Genomic DNA, 21,001 nt, shown 5'->3' with positions numbered 1-21,001 from the left:
CGGCTACTGGAAAGCCGTCATGCTCCCCGGCGGAGCGATCCTGTGGACATCGACATCGAAGACCACCCGAATCACCCTGCCCGCCAACGGCACCGCCGTTCCCATCCTCGGCAACGACCTCAGACCACACATCCCCACCCAACCGAGAAACTCCGGCATCATCGCCTACCCCCACCCACCCGACCACCGGAAGTCGGAATCACCGTCGGACAGTCAGGACACCGACACCCCGCCCTTCTGAAGATCGAACTTTCGTGAGGGCCTTGGGGACCCGTGCCGGCGCTCGCCTCGAGGTCAGGAACCCGAACCCACGTGCACGAACACGATGAACCGTCGGCCCCTGGCCGAACGACGACATCGGTCCGTGCGGCCTGCAGAATGGTCGGCGCTCGTCGACCGGCATACTCGAGAAATGAGCAATTCACGTGCAAGAGCTCGCCCCCGGGCACTGTCGTTGCACGGCCGCATCAGAGTATTGACGATGAGCGTGGCAGCCCTGGCAGTCGCAGTGAGTGCTCTCGCGATCTATCTCGTCGCAGAACAGGCCCTCCGCTCACAGATCGTGGACCGCGTCGAACGCAACAGCGACGCTCTCATTGCCAGCGCCGCATCCGGCGTTCCGGCAGGTCTCTTCGGCTTCGGTATAGAAGACACCGAAGGCACCGCGGTGAAAGCAGCGCTGGTGACGCCCGACGGCACGTTGGTGACGTCGACGACTGGCACCGAGCCCTTCACCAATTCCGACGGAGTTCTGGACGACGCGGAGAAATCTGTCGTGGACGGCACCGTCGAGCAATCGCTGCGCGAGGTACGAGGCTATTACCTGTCGGCAGCACGCACCGGCTCCGGCGGAACGATCATGGTGGCCGAATCGCTCAATGAAGCGTCACCCTTGCTGGCCAAGCTCACACTCGCACTCGTCATCGTCGGAGCATTTCTCGTCGCGCTTGCCGGCGTCGCCGGTGCAGCCGTGGCCCGTACCGGCCTCAGGCCGGTACGCCGACTTCGCGCGGGCACCGAACGTGTGGCCCGGACCGGGGACTTCGAGCCCATCGATGTCAACGGTGACGACGAACTGGCTTCACTGGCCAACAGCTTCAACGAGATGTTGGCGTCCCTGTCTCGTTCGCGAGCACGACAGGGGCAACTGATCGTCGACGCAGGAGCGGAACTGATGGAGCCCCTGACGGCACTGCGTACGAACATCGACCTACTGATGTCGCTCGACGGGCCCGACGCACCGTCGATGTCCGAAGACCAGCAGGACCGACTGCGCGTCGAGGTCATCGCTCAGATGGACGTCATCATCGGATTGGTACACGATCTCGTCGATCACGCCAGGGAGCCCGCGCCGACACCCCAGTGAGGACCTTCGAGTGGATCAGGACGAGAGCCGCACCCCGGTGAGCTGTTCGGACACCTCCCAGAGTCGGCGTGCATCGTCCATGCTGCGCATCGGCTTCCACATGCCGACCTCGGTCGGTGGCCCGCCGATGACTCGTTTCGGGCCGAAGAACTGATCCCCACCCGCGGCTCCACCCGCGGCTGCAACCAATCCCGGCCGTGCTGCACTGTCCACCGTGCCCGCGATGCCGACGCGGGCAAGAACGCCGATCAATCGTCTTCCTGCCGAATCTTTCGGGCGCCCCAATTCCGGTTGTGCCGCAAGCAGATTGGTCGGCGAAACTCCGGGGTGAGCGATGTTGCTGGTGATTCCCCAGCCGCCGGCCCTGCTGCGCGCCTCGAGTTCGCGTGCGAACAGAGCCACCGCGAGCTTCGATTGACCGTAGGCCTTCATGACGTCGTAGGAACGCTCCCAGTTGAGATCGTCCCAATTGATGGTCGCCGACCGTGCCGCAATGCTCGTCTGATGGGTGACTCTCGCATCACCTTTGCGCAGCAGCGGCAACAGACCGAGGGTGAGCGCGAAGTGGCCGAGGTGATTGGTGCCGAACTGCAGCTCGAAACCATCCTGGGTGACCTGGCGTGCAGGTGGCTGCATGACACCGGCGTTGTTGACGAGTATGTCGATCGCCCGTCCATCGGATGAGAAATCGTTCACCAGAGCGGAAACGGATTCCAACGACGACAGATCCAGCGCCCGAGTGGCGACCTTCGCTCCCGGCACGGCGGCTCGGATCGATTCGGCGGCCCGCTCCCCCTTGGTGGCCGAGCGCACCGGCATCACGACCTCGGCACCGGAGCGGGCGAGCTGCGTGGCGATGACCGTTCCGATCCCGTCGCTCGCTCCCGTGACGACGGCCACCTTGCCCGTCAGATCGCGAAGGGATGTGTGTGCTGTTCGGCTCATGACAAGCTCCTGTGTCGGTGTTGATCGTGTGGATTCGACCTGCAGAACCCATGTTCGACGATTGCCGCGGGCTCATCCAGGACTTGCCGATCCACTGATACGACCGCCACCGTCGAATCGCGTCAGGACAGAACCTGAGTTCCCACCACCGCGAGCAGTTCCAATTTGGCGTAGCTCTCGCTGCCGGGCACTGCCGTGTACACCAGCAGTCGATGCGCCTGCTCGGGGTCCAGCAGTGTCTGGCAGTTCAGTTGCAGCAGGCCGACCGTCGGGTGCAGAAACCGCTTCGACTCGGGTGGGTGAACTCCCACTTCGCGCTTCGCCCACAGGGTTCGAAACTCCTCGCTGACCTCGAGCAATTCTGCGGACAGGTGCGCAGCTCTCGAGTCGGGTCCGCGAAGAGTGACGATCTCGCGCAGCCCCGACGCGTACACCCGAGACAGCACCGCACGCTCTTCGGGCGGGTACGACTGCCGGGCCTCGGGGTCGGTGAACCATCGGTATCCCAGGCTCCGGTTCGGCCCGGTGCGCAGCGACGCATCACCTGTCAGTGCCGCACCCAGCGGCGTCTGACGGAGCGTCTCTCCGATTTCGGACACGATCTCGGCGGGCGTGTCGTTCAGGCGGTCCAGAATTCGGAGCATTCCCGGGCTGACGTGCTCGCTCGACGAACCGCGGGCGGGAGGATTGTGCCCGGCCAATCGAAACACGTGATCACGCTCACCGAGCGACAGATGCAGTCCCTGCGCGATCGAGGCGATCATCTGCGCCGACGGAGCGGGTCCGGTAGCCCGTTCGAGTCGTGCGTAGTAGTCGGTCGACATGTGGCACAGCTCGGCCACCTCTTCGCGGCGTAGGCCCTGGGTCCGTCTACGCTGCCCTCGCGGCAGCCCGACGTCCTCGGGTTGCAGAGATTCGCGCCTCTGCCGGAGAAACACTGCCAATTCCGATCGATCGATCACCGCGGAGCCCCTTCCGGTCGAACGCGGTTGCCTCTGCCGCAATTGTGCCCTCTCCGCGATGGCTATTGTTCAACGATGAGCGCTCCCCTGACCATCGTCACCGGTGGAAGTCGCGGAATCGGTGCCGCCGTATCCCGACGGCTGGTGGCCGACGGGCACGATGTGGTGATCGGCTATCGCTCCGACGCCGCCGCCGCTGAAGGGTTGGCCGCCGAGCTGTCGGCATCCGGTCGAACCGTGATCGCCGTACGCGCCGACACCACCGACGAGCAGGCGGTGATCGATCTGTTCGGCGCCGCCGGCGAGATCGGAGCTGTCACCGGTCTGGTCAACAACGCCGGTTCGGCACGCGCAGTCGGGCTGCTGGTCGACAACGACATCGAGACCATCAGAGCAGACCTCGACGTCAACCTGGTCGGTGTGCTCACCTGCTGCAAGTACGCGATCGCGGCGATGGTCGAATCGGGTGGCTCGATCGTCAACATCTCCTCAGCTGCCGCGACTCTGGGCAGCCCCGGCATGTACGTCCACTACGCGGCGGCCAAGGCCGCCGTCGACACGCTGACAGTCGGTCTGGCGAAAGAAGTTGCTGCGCAGAACATTCGCGTCAACGCGGTGGCACCGGGCATCATCGAGACCGACTTCCATCGCGATCGACAGCGACCACAGAAGATGGCGTCGAGCATTCCCCTCGGCCGCCCCGGTGCGCCGGACGAGATCGCCGGAGCCGTGTCCTGGTTGCTCTCCGATGATGCGCGATACGCGACCGGAACCGTCGTCAGGGTGGCCGGCGGAATGTGAGTACTTCGGTCGTGACTACCGAGGGGCGATGCGATGCAGCTCCACGTTCGTCAGCGCACCGTCCTCGGCTGTGGCGGTCATGTACGTACAGAACGGTTGGCGGCGCCGATCCGTCGGTGAACCGGGGTTGAGCAGCCGAAGACCGTTGTCCGCGAACGTGTCCCACGGGATGTGACTGTGCCCGAACACGAGCACGTCCGTCTCCGGGTACGCCGCGGCCATGCGTCGTTCACGTCCCGTCGCAGCTCCGGTCTCGTGGATCACGGTGAACCGAACCCCGCCGAGCACGACGTCGGCGCGTTCGGGCATCAGCGCGCGCAACTCGTCACCGTCGTTGTTCCCCCAGCACGCGACCAGACGACGCGACCGCCGTGACAGCTCCTCGAACGATGCGAGGTCCACCCAATCACCGGCATGGATCACGACATCCGCGTCGTCGACGGCCGCCCACACCTCGTCGGGCAGGTCGCGTGCACGCTTCGGGAGATGAGTGTCGGCGATCAGCAGCAACTTCACCCGTCGATTGTGCACGTCGCCCTTCATCGGAAGTCCCTCGATCTGGACGCAACTCGGAGATCCATCAGTTGCAGATGATCGGCAACCACGGTCACCGCACCCTCGGCGTTCTGTACCTTGCCGCGAATCAGCAACGCCGGAGCCGTGATTGCCAACTTGCGGTACTTGGCCCACAACCCGACCGAGCACACCACGTTGACCATGCCGGTCTCGTCCTCGAGGTTGATGAACGTGACGCCTCCGGCCGTGGCCGGCCGCTGGCGATGCGTCACCGCACCGCCGACGAGCACTCTGTCTCCGTCGGGGATCTGCAGCAGTCGATTCGCGGGAACCACGCCGAGCGAATCGAGCCGATCTCGAAAGAACTGGGTGGGATAGGAATCCGGTGACACACCGGTTGCCCAGACGTCGGCCGACGCCAGATCGAGGTCCGTCATGCCGGGTAACGCAGGCGCTTTCGTCGACGCTCCGATGCCGGGGAGCAGACCGGGCCGCTCCCCCGCCGCCGCACCCGCAGCCCACAGTGCCTCTCGACGGGTGATGCCGAAACACCCGAGTGCGCCTGCCGTGGCCAGCGCTTCCGCCTGCGCCACCGACAGTTCGACGCGTCCCGTCAGGTCAAGGAACGAGGTGTACGGCCCATGTGCGTCTCGCGCGTCGACGATCTTCTGAGCCAGAGCAGTACCGATGAACTTCACGTCCGCCAACCCCATCCGAATCTCGAGGCCGTTTCCCTCCAGGTTCGCATGACCGAGACTGGCATTGACGTCGGCACCGTGGACCAGCACGCCGTGTCGCCTGGCGTCGGCGACCAGAGATTGCGGTGAATAGAAACCCATCGGCTGGGCGCGCAGCAGTCCGGCACAGAACGCCGCCGGGTGATGCAGCTTGAACCAGGAGGAGTAGAACACCAGTGAGGCGAAGCTCTGCGAATGGCTCTCGGGGAAGCCGAAATTGGCGAAGGCCGACAGCTTCTCGTAGATTCGGTCGGCAGCTGTACCGGTGATGCCGTGCAGGTCGCGCATCCCGTCGTAAAACCGTCCCCTCAGCAGTTCCATCTTCTCCGGTGACCGTTTCGATCCCATGGCACGGCGTAGTTGATCGGCGTCGGCGGCACTGAAACCCGCAACATCGATGGCCATCTGCATCAGCTGTTCCTGGAACAGCGGCACACCGAGTGTTCGATCGAGCGCCTTCTTCAGCGACGGATGCTCGAAGATCACCGGCTCGAGTCCGTTGCGGCGCTTGATGTACGGGTGCACCGAACCACCCTGGATCGGACCGGGACGGATCAGCGCGACCTCGACCACCAGATCGTAGAAGTTGCGCGGCTTCAGACGCGGCAGAGTGGCCATCTGCGCGCGGGACTCGACCTGGAACACCCCCACCGAATCGGCTCGCTGGAGCATCTCGTACACCTCGGGCTCGGACAGATCGATCGAGGCGAGTTCGATGTCGATGCCCTTGTGCTCGGCGATCAGGTCCATCATGTAGTGCAGCGCCGAGAGCATACCGAGTCCGAGCATGTCGAACTTCACCAAACCCACTGCGGCACAGTCATCCTTGTCCCACTGGAGCACACTGCGGTTCTCCATCGTCGCCCATTCCACCGGGCAGACGTCGGCGATCGGACGATCACAGATCACCATGCCGCCGGAGTGAATGCCGAGGTGGCGTGGGAAGCCCTCGATCTGACGGGCCAGGTCGAGAACGGAGTCGGGAATTCCGTCGCCGTCCTGATCACCGATTCCGGACCAGCGGGTGATCTGCTTGCTCCACGCGTCCTGTTGTCCCTGCGAAAAGCCGAGCGCACGCGCCATGTCTCGTACCGACGACTTGCCGCGGTAGGTGATGACGTTGGCCACCTGGGCGGCATGAGTGCGGCCGTACTTGGCGTAGACGTGCTGGATCGCCTCTTCTCGACGATCGGATTCGATGTCGATGTCGATGTCGGGCGGCCCGTCGCGCTCGGGTGCGAGGAACCGCTCGAACAGCAGCTTGTTCGCCACCGGATCGACGTTGGTGATGCCGATCGCGAAGCAGACAGCCGAGTTGGCCGCCGAACCCCTTCCCTGACAGAGGATGTCGTGAGTCTTGCAGAAGTGGACGATGTCGTGGACCACCAGGAAGTAGCCGGGGAATTCGAGCCTCTCGATGATGTCGAGCTCGTACTCGAGCTGCGAATAGGCGGCCGGGTTCGCCGACTGCGAGCCGTACCGACGGGCGGCTCCCTCCAACGTGAGTCGACGCAGATAGCTGATCTCGGTGTATCCGTCGGGCACATCGAACGGTGGCAGGCGCGGCGCGATCAGCTTCAGATCGAACGAACACTCACGACCGAGCTCGACGGCACCGCGCACCGCGCCCGGATAGTGACGGAACAGTTCGGCCATTTCCGCCCCGGACCGTAGATGTCCACCGCCGGTCGGTGCCAACCAACCGGCAGCCTCGTCCAAGCTGCTCCGTGCGCGCACAGCCGCCATCGCCATGGCCAATCTCCTGCTACGCGGACCGGCGTAGTGCGCGGCCGTGGTGGCGATCGTCGGAAGGCCGTACCGCTGCGCCAGAGTCGCGAGTGCGTCGTTGCGCTCGTCGTCGTCTGCGACGCCGTGCCGGGTGAGTTCGACGGTGACACGATCGGATCCGAACCGGTCGACGAGTGTGCGCAGCGCGGCCTCTGCTGCCTCCGGACCACCACGCGAGAGCGCCTGGCGAACATGCCCCTTCCGGCAACCGGTGAGAATCTGCCAGTGACCGCCCGCCGATTCGGTGAGTTCGTCGATGTCGTACTGCGGCTTACCTTTGACCCCGCCCGCCAGGTGTGCAGCGGCGATCCGACGCGAGAGCCGGCGATACCCCTCCTGTCCGCGAGCGAGCACCAGTAGGTGGGTGCCGTCGGGATCGGTCTCTCCGGCTCGGGATCGATGGGTGTCCAACGAGAGTTCGGCACCGAACACGGTTCCGATACCGAGAGCTCTGGCTGCCTCGGCGAACCGCACGACCCCGTAGAAACCGTCGTGGTCGGTGATGGCGATGGACTCGAGGCCGAGGCGTACCGCTTCCTCGACCATCTCCTCGGGCTGCGAGGCACCGTCGAGAAAACTGAACGCCGAGTGCGCGTGCAATTCCGCGTAGGGAGTCACCGACAGAGTGGGCTTGTCGATGGTGCGGTCGTAGACGTCCCTCTTTCGTGACCACGCCGGGCTGTCACCTCCGTCACCCTCGGCCACGGGCTTCGGGCGTCCGGACAGGACTCGTTCCATCTCCGACCACGTGGGTGGTCCGTCGTTCCATCCCATCGAGACCACCTTCCCTCACGTCGCCACCTCATCGAACACTTGTTCTAATGAGAACACGGGGGTCTGACACGGATCAACTAGAGTCGAATCGCCACTGACCCTTTTTCGCCGAATCCCTTTCACAGAGCCGGAGCACAGACGTGACGCGTTGGGCCTCGTTCGTCGTATCGCACAAACGATGGGCACTGGCAGTTGTCGTCGCCGTCGTCGCCGTCGGCGGAATCTTCGGACTCGGCGTCTTCTCGAAACTGAGCGAGGGCGGCTACGCCGACGCAGGCAGCGAATCGTCCGAGGTCGCACGGCTGGTGCAGGGCATAGGCCAACCGACCCCCGACATCGTCGCGATCTACACCGCCCCAGAGGGCCGGTCGATCGACGACATCGGACCACAGGTCCAAGCGACGCTCGACGAGTTCAGCAGTCGATACACCCTCGGCAACGTCGCCTCGTACTGGAGCGCAGACCCGATCAGCAAGGAATTCCTGGTCTCCAAGGACCGAACCAAGGCGTTGGCCACGGTGTACCTCGGTGCGAACTCGGGCGTCACGTTCAACACCTTCGGTGAGCTTCCACCACAGCTCGAAGTGCCCGGCATCGAATCTCAGTTCGCCGGCGCAACGGTGGTGGGAGTCTCGCTCAGCGAAACCCTCGAACGCGACCTGATCCGCTCCGAGATCATCGCTGTTCCCATCACACTGCTGCTGCTGATCTTCATCTTCGGCGGCGTGATCGCCGCAGCGGTTCCGGTCTTCGTCGGCATTCTGAGCGTGCTCAGCTCCCTGGCCATCCTGCGGGTGCTCACCGAGTTCACCGAAGTCAGCTCGTTCTCGATCAACGTCGCGTCGTTGCTGGGACTGGGCCTGGCCATCGACTACGGACTGTTCATCGTCAGCAGGTTCCGCGAGGAACTGCGCGGTGGATCGACGCCGATCGACGCGACAATCCGCACCGTCGCCACCGCAGGCAAGACCGTCGTCTTCTCCGGACTGCTGCTGATCTGCGCATTCGCCGGGATGCTCGTCTTCCCGCAGGCAGTGATCCGATCTCTCGGGTTCGGGGCCATGGCCGCAGTGGCGAGTGCAGCCGTCCTGTCACTGACCGCGATTCCCGCCCTGCTCGCCATTCTCGGTACCCGCATCAACTCCTGGACGTGGTCGCGCACAGCGTCCGACCGAGGCGATGCACGCGCACACAAGTTCTGGGGCGGCGTCGTCACCCGCGTCATGAAGCATCCGGGCATCGTCGCTGCCGTCATCGTCGCCGGTTTGCTGATCATCGCCACCCCGATCCTGAAGGTATCGCTCGGAGAGGTCGACTACACGGCGCTGCCGAAGGACAACCCTGCGCGCATGGCGTTCGAGACTCTCGGCTCCGACTTCGAATCCACCGGCGAGGGCGCAACCGTGGTTCTGCGCGGCCTGGACGGCGTCAAGCCTCAGGGCGCACCGATTGCGGCGCTCACCTCAGCCGTGGAATCCACGCCCGGTATCGCCCGAGCCGAATTCCTGGGCTCGAAAGACGATTTCGTGACGCTGCAGGCGTCCTACAGCGAACCGACCGGCGGGCTGAGCGAGGCCGAATCCCAATCCGACGCAGTGGCGGCGCTGCGCGCGATCACTCCTCCGGACGGTACCGAGATCCTCGTCGGCGGCGGACGAGCCAACGTCGACGACGGCAATGCGGCGATCGCGAAGTGGCTACCGGTGATGATCACGATCATGGTCGTCTCGACGCTGGTGTTGTTGTTCCTCGCATTCGGATCGATCGTGTTGCCGATCAAGGCGGTCCTGATGGCCGGACTGAGCCTGGCCGCCACCTTCGGCGCACTCACGTGGGTGTTCCAGGAAGGCCACGGAGCCGGCCTGCTCGGCGTCACCCCCGGTCCGCTCGAATCGACGTTCGTGGTTCTCATTCTCGCGGTCATCTTCGGCTTGTCGACCGACTACGAGGTGTTCCTGATGTCGCGCATGGTGGAGGCTCGCGCGGCTGGAGCGAGCACCGAGGAAGCGGTGATCTTCGGCGCTCAACGCACCGGACGCATCGTGACCGCGGCGGCGCTGATACTGATCGTCGTCACCGGGGCCTTCACCGTCTCGGGTCTGTCGATCATGAGGTTCCTCGGCGTCGGAGTCATCCTGGCGCTGATCATCGACGCCACCATCATCCGGATGTTGCTGGTTCCGTCCCTGGTCAAACTCATGGGCGAGGCGAACTGGTGGGCACCGGCCTGGATGAAGAAAGTGCACGAAAAAGCAGGTATCGGGCACTAGCACCGGAACTTACCTTGGAGTAAGGTCGGCTCGCATGGCGAACTACATCGTAACCGGCGGTACCGGGTTTCTCGGGAAGAACGTCCTGCCCCGATTGCTCGAACGTGATGCGCTCGCCGCGATCCACGTGCTGGTGCGTCCGGGATCGGTGGCCCGTCTCGAGCGATTGGCACAGCACCTCGACGGCGGCGACCGAATTCACCCGCTGGTCGGCGATCTCACCGAGCCGGAGCTCGGACTCCGAGACGTGCCTGCCGACATCGACCACATCCTCCATCTCGGAGCCGTATACGACCTGACCGCAGGCGACGAGCAAGCCCCGACCAACGTCGCCGGAACTGCCTCGGTGATCGGCCTCGCCGAGAAGACCGGGGCCCGCCTACACCACATCTCGTCGATCGCCGTTGCGGGCGACTATCGAGGAACGTTCTCCGAGAACGACTTCGACCTCGGCCAGAATTTTCCGACTGCCTATCACCGCACCAAGTTCGAGTCCGAGAAGTTGGTCCGCGACAGCGCTGCGGACTGGCGGGTGTATCGGCCTGCCGCGATCATCGGACACTCGGAGACCGGTGCCATCGACAAGGTCGACGGACCGTACTTCTTCTTCCCGTTCTTCGCGGAGCTGGCCAAGCTGCCCTCCGTCGTACCGATCACGGTGCCTAAGATGGGCGCTACCAACCTGGTTCCGGTCGACTACGTCGCCGACGCCATCGTCGAGCTCGTGCATCGAAACACCGCTCCCGGCAGCGTGTTCCATCTGGTCAATCCGACGCCTCAGTCGATGGCAGAGGTCTACGCCGCGTTCTCGTCGGCAGCGGGATCTCGCGCGCGAATCGTCGACGTGCCAGGAGCGCTGGTCGCTCCCGTGGTCTCCCCCAAGTCCAGGGCCGTGCGCAAGCAACGCGACGCCGCCCTTCGTGATCTCGGAGTACCTCCGGTGATGCTCGAACACCTGACTCTGCCCACCGTGTTCGAGTCGGCATCGACACAGAAAGCGTTGCAGGGCAGCTCGATCACGCCTCCACCGCTGCGGACGTACGCCGATCGAGTGTGGACTCACTGGCGGGAGAACTTCGATCCCAAGCGCAACCGCCGAAACGACCCACGCGGGCCGCTGTTCGGCCGTCACATCGTCATCACCGGTGGCTCGTCCGGAATCGGTCGTGCCAGCGCCGAAGCAGCTGCCCGCAAGGGTGCGGTGGTCATTCTGCTCGCGCGCGGTCAGGATCAACTCGACGAGGTGGTCGAGCACATCCGCGAATCGGGCGGCACCGCCTACGGTTACTCGTGCGACGTCACCGACAGCGAATCGGTGGATCAGACCGTGAAAACCGTTCTGAGCGAACACGATCACGTCGACATGCTGGTGAACAGCGCCGGACGATCCATCCGCCGCGCACTCTATCGATCCACCGATCGATTGCACGACTACGAGCGCACCATGGCCGTCAACTACTTCGGGGCGATCCGTTTGGTGCTGACACTGTTGCCACACATGCGTGAACGTCAGTTCGGGCACGTGGTCAACATCTCCAGCGCTGCGGTCCTCGGACACCCGCCTCGGTTCTCGGCCTACGTGGCCAGCAAGGCCGCGCTCGACGGCTTCACCGATGTGGCTGCCGCAGAGACACTCTCGGATGGAATCACCTACACCACCATTCACATGCCCCTGGTGGACACACCGATGATCACCCCGACGGGAGACAAGAACGTCGGTCCGGTGTTCTCACCGGAGAAGGCTGCCGCGATCGTCATTCGCGCACTGAGCGACAAGCCGAAGCGAATCGACACTCCACTGGGAACACTCGGGCAATTCGGTGCCATGTTCGCCCCCAAGGGCAAAGACCGCACGATGCATCAGCACTACCGAAAATTTCCCGAATCCGCGGCAGCCAAGGGTGAAACGCCGGTCACGATCGAGGACGGGAAGGTGCCCTATCGGGTGCGTCCCTACGATCCGAAGGCTCCGAGCGCACGCATCGGCAAGGTGATCCGACGCGTCGGAAGACTGGTCCCCGGCACCAGTTGGTGACCGGCAGAACTCAGCGCAACAGAGCCTTTGCCCACACCCGCAGAAATCCCTGACTCAGGTACGTCAGAGTGCCGATGGCGAGTGTCCATTTGACGGTGCTGACCACGGTGGTGGCGCGGACGACGGTGTCGGCGATCCGTTCTCGGTTGTCGACCAACACCAGTCCGACGACGTTCTCGATGTAGTCCCCGGCGGCGGAGGCAACGGGAGCGACGGCCAATGCCGTCGTCACTGCGGGGCTCAGCTGAGTCTTCTCCGCCAGGCTCCTCGCGCCTGCACGCAGCGCGACGGCATAGATCGCGGGATGTACGAAGTCGGGCAGATAGTGGCTGCGGAACCGAGCGATCTCGGTCTCGTCCATGCTCGCCAGGATCTGCCGGTAACGCTGGGCGGACCACGCCGTCTGTACGGCAAGCACTTTCGGAGCTGCGGGGCCGAGCAGTAGGGCGATGTTGGCCTGGGATACGACGAACAGCGCCGACCAGCCCAGCATTCTGCGATCGAGCACGCTCAGAGACATGCACGGATCCTAGTTCGTCAGAAACGGCAGAACTGCTGCCTCGAACGCCGAGTATCCGTCGCGATGGATGCTGTGCCCGGTGCGGAACGCCTCGACGCGGCAGGTCGGAATCTCGGCGACCATCGCGTCCAGCCGGTCCGGATCGACCATTCCGCCCGGACCTCCGCGAAGTACCAGCGTCGGAGCCGTGATGTCGGCCAACGACTCCCACCACTGTGGATTGGGCCGACGGAACTGCTCGAGAGCAGTGGTGGTCATCGAGCGATCGAAGGCGAGTACCGCGCGGGGATGCAGAACGACACTGGTCGCTGCGTGCCAGAGTTCGGTCACCGACGGCATCCTGCCGGTCAGCGTCGGCGGAGCGTCTCCCGGCCGAATCGGTATCGGAAGCTCCTCGAGGACCAGACGGCGGACGAGCTGCGGGCGACGCTGCGCGACGAGCGAGACCGCGTATCCGCCCAGGGAATGCCCGACGAGATCGACTTCGTCGAGCCCTAGGTGGTCGATCAACGCCAGCAGGTCTGCCCCGAAGGAATCGAATTCGTACGTGGACGTGTGCGCACTCTTGCCGTGTCCGCGCAGATCGACGGTGATCACTCGGCTGCCCTGCGCGGTGAGTGCACGGGTGAACCGATCCCAGGTTGTGCTGTCACCGCCCATTCCGTGCACCAGCATCACCGGTACCGAATCCGAGTTGGCGTGCCCCAGCGGGGTGAACGAGCGATACGCGATGTCGACACCATCGAGGTCGACCGTCTCCGACATCATCTGCATTCTCTCGACGGTAGCGGTGCCGCTATTCGTAGATTCCTTCCACCCGCCACCGACCCTCGTCGAACACCAGCAGCAAGGCCCTTTCGTCGTCGAGCACCACCTGGGCTCGCGCCGTCGGACCCGTCGCCGCGTGGCCACTGTCCCACCATCGCTCGTCCACCGGCCACGGCCCGGCCAGACCCGTCAGTTCCCATTCCTTGGTGCCCCAGCGCAATCGCGACGGCGGTGCATCGAACACACCACGATCGGTGACGCCGATTCCGGTCCCCGACCGATTCATCAGCGTCACCGTCGGACGTGTCTCGATCACTGCCGCCGGAGCAGGCTCCGGGAGCCGTCCCGGCCAGGGATCCGACGGATCGGACATCGGTACCAGTTCATCGCCGAGTGGGCGCAGGGTGATCCGCTCGGCCGGCCCGCGGCCACCGCTGAGCACACCACCGAGCACCGATTCGCCGCCGAGCAGACCCTGCACACGCACCAAGGCCCGACGCGCCCTCTCGTCCTCGTCCCCGACACTGCCCCACAAACCCAGCTGCAGCTCACCGGCGGCCACCACTTCGATGGGTTCGAGCCGTAGCACGGTGATCGCGGACGTCGGCTTGTTCTCGCTGCGCCCGGTGATCCAGCCGTCGAGCTGCCAGCGCACGCGGTCGGCTGTTCCCTCCGGCGTCAACGGCTCGGCGCAGCGCCATATCCGCGACAGATTCTCGCCGTTACCGGTACTGGCGTGCACCAGCAGACGAGTGCACGCAACGGCAGCGGCAGCGAGCTTGGTGTGCAACTGCTCGGCCAACCCGCGCCCGGCGAACGCAGCTGCGTCGACCCGATCGATCGGCGGATCGCACAGGTACTCCACATCCAGGTCCGGCGGCAGAGCCCTGGCCGACGGCGGACGTTCGGGCTCGCCCCTGGCACTGCGATGCGCCAACACGGCATCGGTGCCGAAGCGCGACGCGACATCCCCGGGAGACAGGGCCGCGAAGTCGCCGATCGTTCGTAGACCCAAGCGTCGCAACAGATCCACCAGCTCACCGCGATCGGCCGCGGACATGCTCGGTTCGGCCGAGAGTTCTGCCACCGGCAACGGTGCGAGAAAGCCTGCACCCCCGCCGCGCGGCACCACCTGCGCATACCGTGCAGCGACGACCGCGGTGGACAGCTCGTCGGCGATACCGATCTGACATTCCACACCGGCAGCCGACGCTTCGTCGATCAACCGTTCCGCGGCCCGATGTTCGGTACCGAAATACCGTCCGACGCCGCGAGCAGAGAGAACCAGCAAGCCCGGTCGCAGCACTTCGACGCCCGGCGCGATGGCGGCGACGGCCGAGACCACGGGCTCGAACAATCGCGCATCACGATCGGTATCGGCGAGAGCGACGTGCACATCCGGGCACCGCGCCTGCGCTTCCCGACGGCGCAGGCCGCGCTTGATACCCGACGCCCGTGCCGTCGCCGAGCACGCGACGACCCGATTGGCCGAGGTGACGACCACCGGATGCGTCGCAGGGAGATCGGCCTGAGCAGCTGCTGCGACGGCGGGCCAATCGGGACACCACAGTGCAAGAACACGGCTGGAACGATCGATGCTCATGTCGAGACCGCGATCGACAACGGATTCTGTTCGCGCTCCTCGGCATGCCACTCGATGCGGCCGTTCTCCGAACGCAGGTCGAGTCGAACGGTGCGGGGCCGCATCGCCTTGCCGCGAGCGCACACCGACAATCGGACGCCGCGTAGTCGGCCGCGGCCCAGCTCCAGGCCCGTGCCGAGGCCGTCGTATCCGTGCACGGATGCGTCCAGTCGTAGCTCTGCCCCGTCCCAGTGCCCATCGGTCACCAGCAGCGTCGACCCCTTGCTCCGCGCTCTGGCCACCACGGCCCTGGCCCGAGTGGGCGAAACCGACAGACCGCCGAGACCGAGTACCACGAGATCGACACCGTCGAGCAGAATGGCCGCCACTTCCACCGGGTCGGGACCGGGATCGGGAATCAGAGCCAGCTTGCTCAGTTGTGCACCCATTTCCACCGCGGCCAGAATTCCGAAACGAGGCTGCCCGATGACGGCGACATGCCCGCCGGCACCGGTCACCGCGGCCACCAACCCGATCAGGAGCGAGCCGGCACCGGAAACCGAGGCCACCGTTCCACGTACCAGTCCACCGTGCGGCAGCACCTCGATCAGCGCGGACGGCACCGGAAGAACGGGCCGCTGACGGGTCGGACGCGGTATCGACGGTTCCGGGTGCACCGGCTCGACGGGGTCCGAATTCTCGATACGCACCGATGCCGTTTCGCCCCGAGAAGGCACGGCGGCCATCCGGCTACGCAGCAACGCCACACGCTCCGGCAGCGACAACCCGTCGAGCACATCCGGCGTGACGGAAGCTCCCGATACAGTCATGTCACTCCCCTTCGCGGCGTAGAAAATCGAGCCGAAACTTCGGTGTTCGACGAACGCGGGAAGTGGCGTATTCGAACACAATTTCGATCTGCACTCAGTAAAGCCGCTCGGACGGCAACTCGTCAAGGTGATGCCGAAGCCCCTGGTAGATGCCTCCGTCGCTCGGCTGCGGGCACGTCCAGCCATCGTCAACTAACCTGTGGGCGTGACGGATCAGCAGCGTGTTCGACGGGGCGTCGGGCCCGACTACCTCCTGGCAGGCAGATACCGCCTGGCCGGCAAACTCGGCGGTGGAGGCATGGGCGCGGTATGGCTCGCCACCGACACACTTCTGCACCGCCAGGTGGCCGTCAAGCAGGTCACGTCCACCACTCGGTTGACCCCGGAGCAGGCCGTCGAAGTACGTAACCGGGCCATGCGCGAGGGTCGCATCGCAGCCCGACTCTCCAGTCCCCACGCCATCGCGATGCACGACGTCGCTCTCGTCGACGGTGAGCCGTGGTTGGTCATGGAATACCTGTCCTCGCGCAGTCTCGCGCAGGCACTCGGCACCACCGACTCGCTACCACCGTTCGAGGTAGCTCAGATCGGCGCGCAGATCGCCGACGCCCTGACCGAAGCGCACGAGGCCGGGATCGTGCACCGAGACATCAAGCCGGGCAACATTCTGATCGCCGATCGCGGTAAGGATCTGGGCATCGTCAAGATCAGCGACTTCGGCATCTCCCGCGCCAAGGGAGACGTCGAAGCAGCCGACGACAGCGTGATCACCGGCACCCCGGCATATTTCGCACCCGAGGTCGCACGCGGACAGGATCCCACCGCGGCCAGCGACGTGTTCTCCCTCGGCGCAACGCTGTACACGGCCATCGAAGGCAAACCGCCGTTCGACATCGATCACGATTCGATCGCACTGCTGCACCGAGTTGCCAAGGGGCAGATCATCGCTCCCACCCGCAGCGGCGATCTCACGGGCCCGTTGCTGCACATGCTCGAACCCGATCCTGCCCGACGCCCCACCATGGCGCAGGCTCGCGACGAGATGATCGTCGCCGCGATCAGCAAGCGCGGCAGCATAGCTCAGCTGCGCGGGGTGCCTCTGACGTCCGCGGACGGCGTGGTCCCGGCATGGGCGAGGCGCTCGACACCGGTCTCCGAATCTCGTCGTCCGTCGAGGGAGTTCGGAAGAACCATCGCGGGCCTGCCGGCCGTGCAACCCGGTGAGAGCCAAGCCAATCCGGTCCCGTCGACGTATTCGCCACCGCCGTTCGATCTACCGCGAAAGAAGAAGAACCCGATCGAGGACGTCCTGATGCGCATCGAGGACGTCGTCGGCGACCGAACGTCGATTCCATCTACCGCGATCCTCGCAGCACTCGTGCTCGCCATCGTGGTCGTTTTCGTTCTGGTGATCGCACTCCTGCTGTAGACGAACCCTCAACGCGACTCGTGCACGACGATCGCGATCTGAACCCTGTTGCTGCACGCCAATTTCGTCAGAATCCGCGAGACGTAGGTCTTCACGGTCGCGACACTCATGTACAACTCGGCACCGATCTCCGCATTGGACTTCCCCGACCCGACAGCACCCGCCACCTCGCGTTCGCGATCGGTCAGGGACTCGAGCAGGGCCCGCGCCCGCGCGGTGGCGGAGTCGTGCGATCGAGCGTCCTGCTCGCGCCAGTGGGCAACCAAGCGTCCGACGGCGGTCGGCGACAGCATCGATTCCCCGGTTCCGACGCGATGCACCGCGTCGACGATGTCCCGCGGCGGCGTGTCCTTGAGCAGGAATCCGTTCGCGCCGACCCGCAGTGCCCGCAGCAGGTACTCGTCGGTATCGAACGTGGTCAACACCACGATGGCAGCCGTGAACCCCTCCGCGCGAAGCATTTCGGTGGCCGCGAGCCCATCGAGGACCGGCATCCGCACGTCCATCAGAACCACGTCGGGAGACAACGCGTGCACTGCCTCGATGCCACTGCGACCGTCGGCCGCCTCACCGACCACCCTGATTCCAGGATCCGAGCTCAGGATCAGCGACAAGCCCGCGCGGACCAACGCGTCGTCGTCGACCAGCAACACCGTGAGTACATCGGGACCGTCGGCTACTTCGGGCACGGCAACCACGCTTCCAGACGGTAGACCACTCCGTCGCCGCGACGCGCGATTCCGTACTCGATTCGTCCGCCTGCCAATTCGACACGTTCGCTCAGACCGATCATTCCCGACCGCGAACCGGGTACTGCCGCGAAACCCTCTGTACCGAGACCGTTTTCGAGCCACACCCGAAGCTCACCACCGGCCGTCGCAAGCCCGCAGCGCACCGGCAGGCCGGGCGCATGCTTTCTGGCGTTGGTCAGACCTTCCTGGATCACCCGATGAACGGTGCGGGAAACAGAGGGCGTCAGCGTTGCGCCGGAAGGCAACTCGTCGACGAACGACACCCGAGTACCGGCCTTCTCCGAATCCTCGATCAGTTCGCCGATGTCCGCCACCCCCGGCTGTGGACGCGCCGAGGCCGCGACACCCGATCGGAGCACTCCCAATATCTCCCGCAGATCCTCCAGGGCACCGTGTGCACCGAGTCTGATGGTCGATGCGATCGCCTCGACTTCTTTCGCACCGACGTCCGGCCGCACCTCCAGCGCTCCGGCATGAAGGCTGACCAACGAGATCCGATGTGCGAGAGCGTCGTGCATCTCGCGCGCGATCCGCTCGCGTTCGAGTCCCCGAACGGTCTCGGCGCGCAGATTGGATTCGTGTTCCGCTCGCTCTGCCCGCTCTCGTAGAGAATCAATCACCTCGCGGCGCGACTTGACGACGATGCCCCACGCGGCCGGGATACTCAGAAAGGCGAGACTGGCCATCGCGGTGTACGCAATCGACTGTTCGACCCACAGAATCGTCCAGATCATCGACGCCGCGAGATGCAGTACCACCACCGCGGTGGTGACCCGCCACGACTTTCGAGTGGCAACGGTGAAGACGGCCACCAACTCGGCACCACCGACAGCGTCGGTCAGGATCGTGCACACCGCCAGCGCTACCGCGATCTCGATCGGCCACCGGCGACGCCACCACAACGACACGGCACCGACAACGCCGACGACGATCGAGACGACCGTTCCCGTGGTGGTCATCCCCTCGGTGCCTGCGGCCACCGACAGCACCAACAGCAGCGCGAACGCGATGGCGGCGACATCCCATGCGCGTTCCCGATGCCGTCGAAGCAGAGTTGTCATCGAACCGTCACGATCGAACCAGGGGACGCCAGTACTGGCTCGTCTTCTTGTCTCGCACCACGACGCCGAGTCGGTCCAGTTCCGTGCGTAATTCGCGCGCATCGGACGCGGCCTTCTTCTTCAGGGCCATCGCGCGGGCTTTGAGCACCGCGTTCACTTCCGGTGCCAGACCGGGAGTTTCGGGTACCCACAGGCGATAGAGATCGGCATAGGGATCGCCGGTCGCGACCGACCAACCTCGCTTCTCGAACGCCGCCTCGATGGCATCACGCTTCTCCTCGCTCGGCACCCGCACCAGCTGACGCGAGGCACCGTCGAGCAGAACCAGTTCCTTGCCGTCCACGAAGACTGTGCCGACCTCGGATTTCGAGATCGTGGCGGTCTCGCCTCTCTCGGTGATACGTACCTGCATCTCCGACACCGCCACCCGTGCAGTGTCGTAGAACGCGGCCGCCACCAGAGCCAGCCCGAGCAGTACTCCCAGCCCGATACAGACGTACCGCACCCACCACTGCGACCACGAAGCGATCAACTCCAGCGGACCCTGAAACGGTATCCAGGTGAGTGACGCTCCCCAGGAAGCCACATAGGGCAGCCCGAACCCCAGTAGTCCCCCGATGATCACGGCACCGGCGATCAGGAAGAGCCGATCGCCGCGGGAGAACCACAGCACCGCCGGTGGCGTCTCCCCGAGCATCTTGTCGTCCATACCCTCACGGTATCGAGAGTGGGAGCAAGTACCCAGTCATCGAAAGTCGATACTTCTGCACCGACTTCCGAACGACCGCCGACCGTCGATCAGCCGAGGACGGGCATCACCAGTGTCGTCAGAGCGCCGTCGACCGCCGACCGCACCAGCATCGGACGGTCAGGAGCGGCGATATCGAGCATCAGGTCCGGTCCGACGGCCGATGCGACCGCAGCCTGCAGGACGGCCGCGTCGAAGAACACCGTCATCTCGGAACCGGTCACCCGAGCGGGGACCGCGACACCCTCGACCGTCAGGCCGTCCTGGCCGGCGTCGATTCGCAGCGTACCGCTGTCGAGAGGAACGAAATCTCGTTGCACCACAACCCTCGTCGCGGTCGGAGCCAGACCGTCGATGATCGTGCGCCAGTCGGGAAAGTCGCCGTCGACCAGATCCACAGTGTGCTGGACGCCTTCGGACTCGAACACCATCGCGTCGTCGGTTGCCGTCAGCACACAGTTTCCCGACGCGGGTAGCGTCCCGAGAGAGCCGACCGATGCGATACGGGACCAGGCTGCGCCGGGTGAGCTCTGTGCCACGAGGCTTCGGGTGGTGAGTCGATACCGATCCGTCGCGGTGAGGGTGACAGTGCCACCGTCCACCTCGACCAGCACACCCCGCAGCACCGGAAACTCCTCGCTCGTTCCGGCTGCAGACGCGACCTGCTCGACCGCCGACGCGAACTCGACGGCAGAAAGCGCTGCTGTGCAATATCTTTCGTCGAACAATCGGCGGATCGAGATCGCGGCCTCGGCGGCTGCCCGCGCGCGTGCGACGAGCTCGTCGACGTGCCGATCCACGATGTCGACCGCTGCAGCTCCGTCGCCGGCGAGTGCGGAGGCCACCTTGTCCAGTGGCATGCCGATGTCGCGCAACTGTCGAATGATGTTCGCTCTCTCGAACTGTGCACGGGAATAGTAGCGATAGCTGGACTTGGCGTCGATGAAAGCCGGGACGAGCAACGCACAGTCGTCGTAGAACCGTAGAGCACTGGGGGTGAGTCCGCTCGCGCGAGCGAACGCACCGATGGTCAGGAATTCTTCCGCCGAATCAGTCATGGTGAAATCCTGAGGCTTCGGGTTGGTCGAAGGTCAAGCGTGATCCCGTGTCCGGACGT

Annotated in this window: 17 protein-coding genes and 1 pseudogene; 6 read left to right on the top strand and 12 right to left on the bottom strand. The window is 64.9% G+C overall.

Annotated features, from left to right (window positions below):
- Positions 1–241: pseudogene (locus CH249_RS28165) on the top strand (hypothetical protein); the annotation flags it as partial.
- Positions 242–481: 240 nt separating this feature from the next.
- The gene (locus tag CH249_RS27415) at positions 482–1,366 is read left to right on the top strand and encodes a HAMP domain-containing protein (RefSeq protein ID WP_256980994.1); all 885 of its coding nucleotides are present in this window, start codon (positions 482–484) and stop codon (positions 1,364–1,366) included.
- Between the two features lie 15 nt (positions 1,367–1,381).
- On the opposite strand, the gene CH249_RS27410 is transcribed toward CH249_RS27415, so the two are convergent.
- The gene (locus CH249_RS27410) at positions 1,382–2,311 is read right to left on the bottom strand and encodes an SDR family oxidoreductase (protein WP_094645356.1); all 930 of its coding nucleotides are present in this window, start codon (positions 2,309–2,311) and stop codon (positions 1,382–1,384) included.
- A 122-nt stretch (positions 2,312–2,433) separates the two neighbouring features.
- Positions 2,434–3,273 (bottom strand): helix-turn-helix transcriptional regulator, encoded by an 840-nt coding sequence (locus CH249_RS27405; RefSeq protein WP_032397483.1) that lies wholly within the window; start codon positions 3,271–3,273, stop codon positions 2,434–2,436.
- A gap of 75 nt (positions 3,274–3,348) precedes the next feature.
- Between CH249_RS27405 and CH249_RS27400 the strand changes: the two genes are divergently transcribed.
- A complete protein-coding gene (locus CH249_RS27400; protein ID WP_094629812.1) occupies positions 3,349–4,074 on the top strand; it encodes an SDR family NAD(P)-dependent oxidoreductase in 726 nt (241 codons plus the stop codon).
- A 15-nt stretch (positions 4,075–4,089) separates the two neighbouring features.
- On the opposite strand, the gene CH249_RS27395 is transcribed toward CH249_RS27400, so the two are convergent.
- A complete protein-coding gene (locus CH249_RS27395; protein WP_094629824.1) occupies positions 4,090–4,590 on the bottom strand; it encodes a metallophosphoesterase in 501 nt (166 codons plus the stop codon).
- A 23-nt stretch (positions 4,591–4,613) separates the two neighbouring features.
- The gene (locus CH249_RS27390) at positions 4,614–7,889 is read right to left on the bottom strand and encodes an error-prone DNA polymerase (protein WP_094683681.1); all 3,276 of its coding nucleotides are present in this window, start codon (positions 7,887–7,889) and stop codon (positions 4,614–4,616) included.
- Between the two features lie 140 nt (positions 7,890–8,029).
- On the opposite strand from CH249_RS27390, the gene CH249_RS27385 reads away from it, so the two are divergent.
- Positions 8,030–10,159 carry an MMPL family transporter gene (locus CH249_RS27385; RefSeq protein WP_094683677.1) on the top strand — a complete coding sequence of 710 codons (2,130 nt, stop codon included), beginning with the start codon at positions 8,030–8,032 and terminating at the stop codon, positions 10,157–10,159.
- A gap of 34 nt (positions 10,160–10,193) precedes the next feature.
- The gene (locus CH249_RS27380) at positions 10,194–12,194 is read left to right on the top strand and encodes an SDR family oxidoreductase (protein ID WP_045195872.1); all 2,001 of its coding nucleotides are present in this window, start codon (positions 10,194–10,196) and stop codon (positions 12,192–12,194) included.
- A 10-nt stretch (positions 12,195–12,204) separates the two neighbouring features.
- Here CH249_RS27380 and CH249_RS27375 read toward each other — a convergent pair whose 3' ends face one another.
- From CH249_RS27375 to CH249_RS27360, 4 genes are read right to left on the bottom strand one after another with little or no spacing between them, the layout of a single operon-like run.
- Positions 12,205–12,714 carry a hypothetical protein gene (locus CH249_RS27375; protein ID WP_094683676.1) on the bottom strand — a complete coding sequence of 170 codons (510 nt, stop codon included), beginning with the start codon at positions 12,712–12,714 and terminating at the stop codon, positions 12,205–12,207.
- A gap of 9 nt (positions 12,715–12,723) precedes the next feature.
- Positions 12,724–13,488 carry an alpha/beta fold hydrolase gene (locus CH249_RS27370; RefSeq protein ID WP_373453511.1) on the bottom strand — a complete coding sequence of 255 codons (765 nt, stop codon included), beginning with the start codon at positions 13,486–13,488 and terminating at the stop codon, positions 12,724–12,726.
- Positions 13,489–13,510: 22 nt separating this feature from the next.
- Positions 13,511–15,085: a DNA polymerase Y family protein gene (locus CH249_RS27365; protein ID WP_094629814.1), complete on the bottom strand. Its 1,575-nt coding sequence runs from the start codon at positions 15,083–15,085 to the stop codon at positions 13,511–13,513.
- The gene (locus tag CH249_RS27360) at positions 15,082–15,894 is read right to left on the bottom strand and encodes a hypothetical protein (protein ID WP_179273180.1); all 813 of its coding nucleotides are present in this window, start codon (positions 15,892–15,894) and stop codon (positions 15,082–15,084) included. The genes CH249_RS27365 and CH249_RS27360 overlap by 4 nt, the downstream gene beginning before the upstream one ends.
- A 205-nt stretch (positions 15,895–16,099) precedes the next feature.
- Between CH249_RS27360 and CH249_RS27355 the strand changes: the two genes are divergently transcribed.
- Positions 16,100–17,323 carry a serine/threonine-protein kinase gene (locus CH249_RS27355; protein ID WP_256980995.1) on the top strand — a complete coding sequence of 408 codons (1,224 nt, stop codon included), beginning with the start codon at positions 16,100–16,102 and terminating at the stop codon, positions 17,321–17,323.
- Positions 17,324–17,331: 8 nt separating this feature from the next.
- On the opposite strand, the gene CH249_RS27350 is transcribed toward CH249_RS27355, so the two are convergent.
- The 4 genes from CH249_RS27350 to CH249_RS27335 form a co-directional block, all read right to left on the bottom strand.
- A complete protein-coding gene (locus CH249_RS27350; RefSeq protein WP_032397492.1) occupies positions 17,332–18,021 on the bottom strand; it encodes a response regulator transcription factor in 690 nt (229 codons plus the stop codon).
- Positions 18,000–19,136, bottom strand: coding sequence for a sensor histidine kinase (locus CH249_RS27345; RefSeq protein ID WP_179273179.1), 1,137 nt, complete (start codon positions 19,134–19,136; stop codon positions 18,000–18,002). Before CH249_RS27345 ends, CH249_RS27350 begins: the two co-directional genes overlap by 22 nt.
- A 7-nt stretch (positions 19,137–19,143) precedes the next feature.
- Positions 19,144–19,845: a hypothetical protein gene (locus tag CH249_RS27340; RefSeq protein ID WP_235387148.1), complete on the bottom strand. Its 702-nt coding sequence runs from the start codon at positions 19,843–19,845 to the stop codon at positions 19,144–19,146.
- Positions 19,846–19,934: 89 nt separating this feature from the next.
- On the bottom strand, positions 19,935–20,942 hold the full coding sequence (locus CH249_RS27335) for a MerR family transcriptional regulator (RefSeq protein WP_094683674.1): 1,008 nt from the start codon (positions 20,940–20,942) through the stop codon (positions 19,935–19,937).
- Positions 20,943–21,001 lie beyond the last annotated feature (59 nt).

Origin of the sequence: Rhodococcus sp. 05-2255-3B1 (assembly GCF_002258545.1) — a bacterium.
Lineage (GTDB): Bacteria > Actinomycetota > Actinomycetes > Mycobacteriales > Mycobacteriaceae > Rhodococcoides.
This window is presented reverse-complemented; position numbering and strand designations above follow the sequence as displayed.

Excerpts from the sequence above, each read along its gene's own strand:
- CH249_RS27380 (WP_045195872.1), top strand. The coding sequence starts at position 10,194 with ATGGCGAACTACATCGTAACCGGCGGTACCGGGTTTCTCGGGAAGAAC.
- CH249_RS27370 (WP_373453511.1), bottom strand. The coding sequence starts at position 13,488 with ATGCAGATGATGTCGGAGACGGTCGACCTCGATGGTGTCGACATCGCG.
- CH249_RS27390 (WP_094683681.1), bottom strand. The coding sequence starts at position 7,889 with ATGGGATGGAACGACGGACCACCCACGTGGTCGGAGATGGAACGAGTC.
- CH249_RS27365 (WP_094629814.1), bottom strand. The coding sequence starts at position 15,085 with ATGAGCATCGATCGTTCCAGCCGTGTTCTTGCACTGTGGTGTCCCGAT.
- CH249_RS27360 (WP_179273180.1), bottom strand. The coding sequence starts at position 15,894 with ATGACTGTATCGGGAGCTTCCGTCACGCCGGATGTGCTCGACGGGTTG.
- CH249_RS27335 (WP_094683674.1), bottom strand. The coding sequence starts at position 20,942 with ATGACTGATTCGGCGGAAGAATTCCTGACCATCGGTGCGTTCGCTCGC.
- CH249_RS27340 (WP_235387148.1), bottom strand. The coding sequence starts at position 19,845 with ATGGACGACAAGATGCTCGGGGAGACGCCACCGGCGGTGCTGTGGTTC.
- CH249_RS27375 (WP_094683676.1), bottom strand. The coding sequence starts at position 12,714 with ATGTCTCTGAGCGTGCTCGATCGCAGAATGCTGGGCTGGTCGGCGCTG.
- CH249_RS27400 (WP_094629812.1), top strand. The coding sequence starts at position 3,349 with ATGAGCGCTCCCCTGACCATCGTCACCGGTGGAAGTCGCGGAATCGGT.
- CH249_RS27345 (WP_179273179.1), bottom strand. The coding sequence starts at position 19,136 with ATGACAACTCTGCTTCGACGGCATCGGGAACGCGCATGGGATGTCGCC.
- CH249_RS27415 (WP_256980994.1), top strand. The coding sequence starts at position 482 with ATGAGCGTGGCAGCCCTGGCAGTCGCAGTGAGTGCTCTCGCGATCTAT.
- CH249_RS27410 (WP_094645356.1), bottom strand. The coding sequence starts at position 2,311 with ATGAGCCGAACAGCACACACATCCCTTCGCGATCTGACGGGCAAGGTG.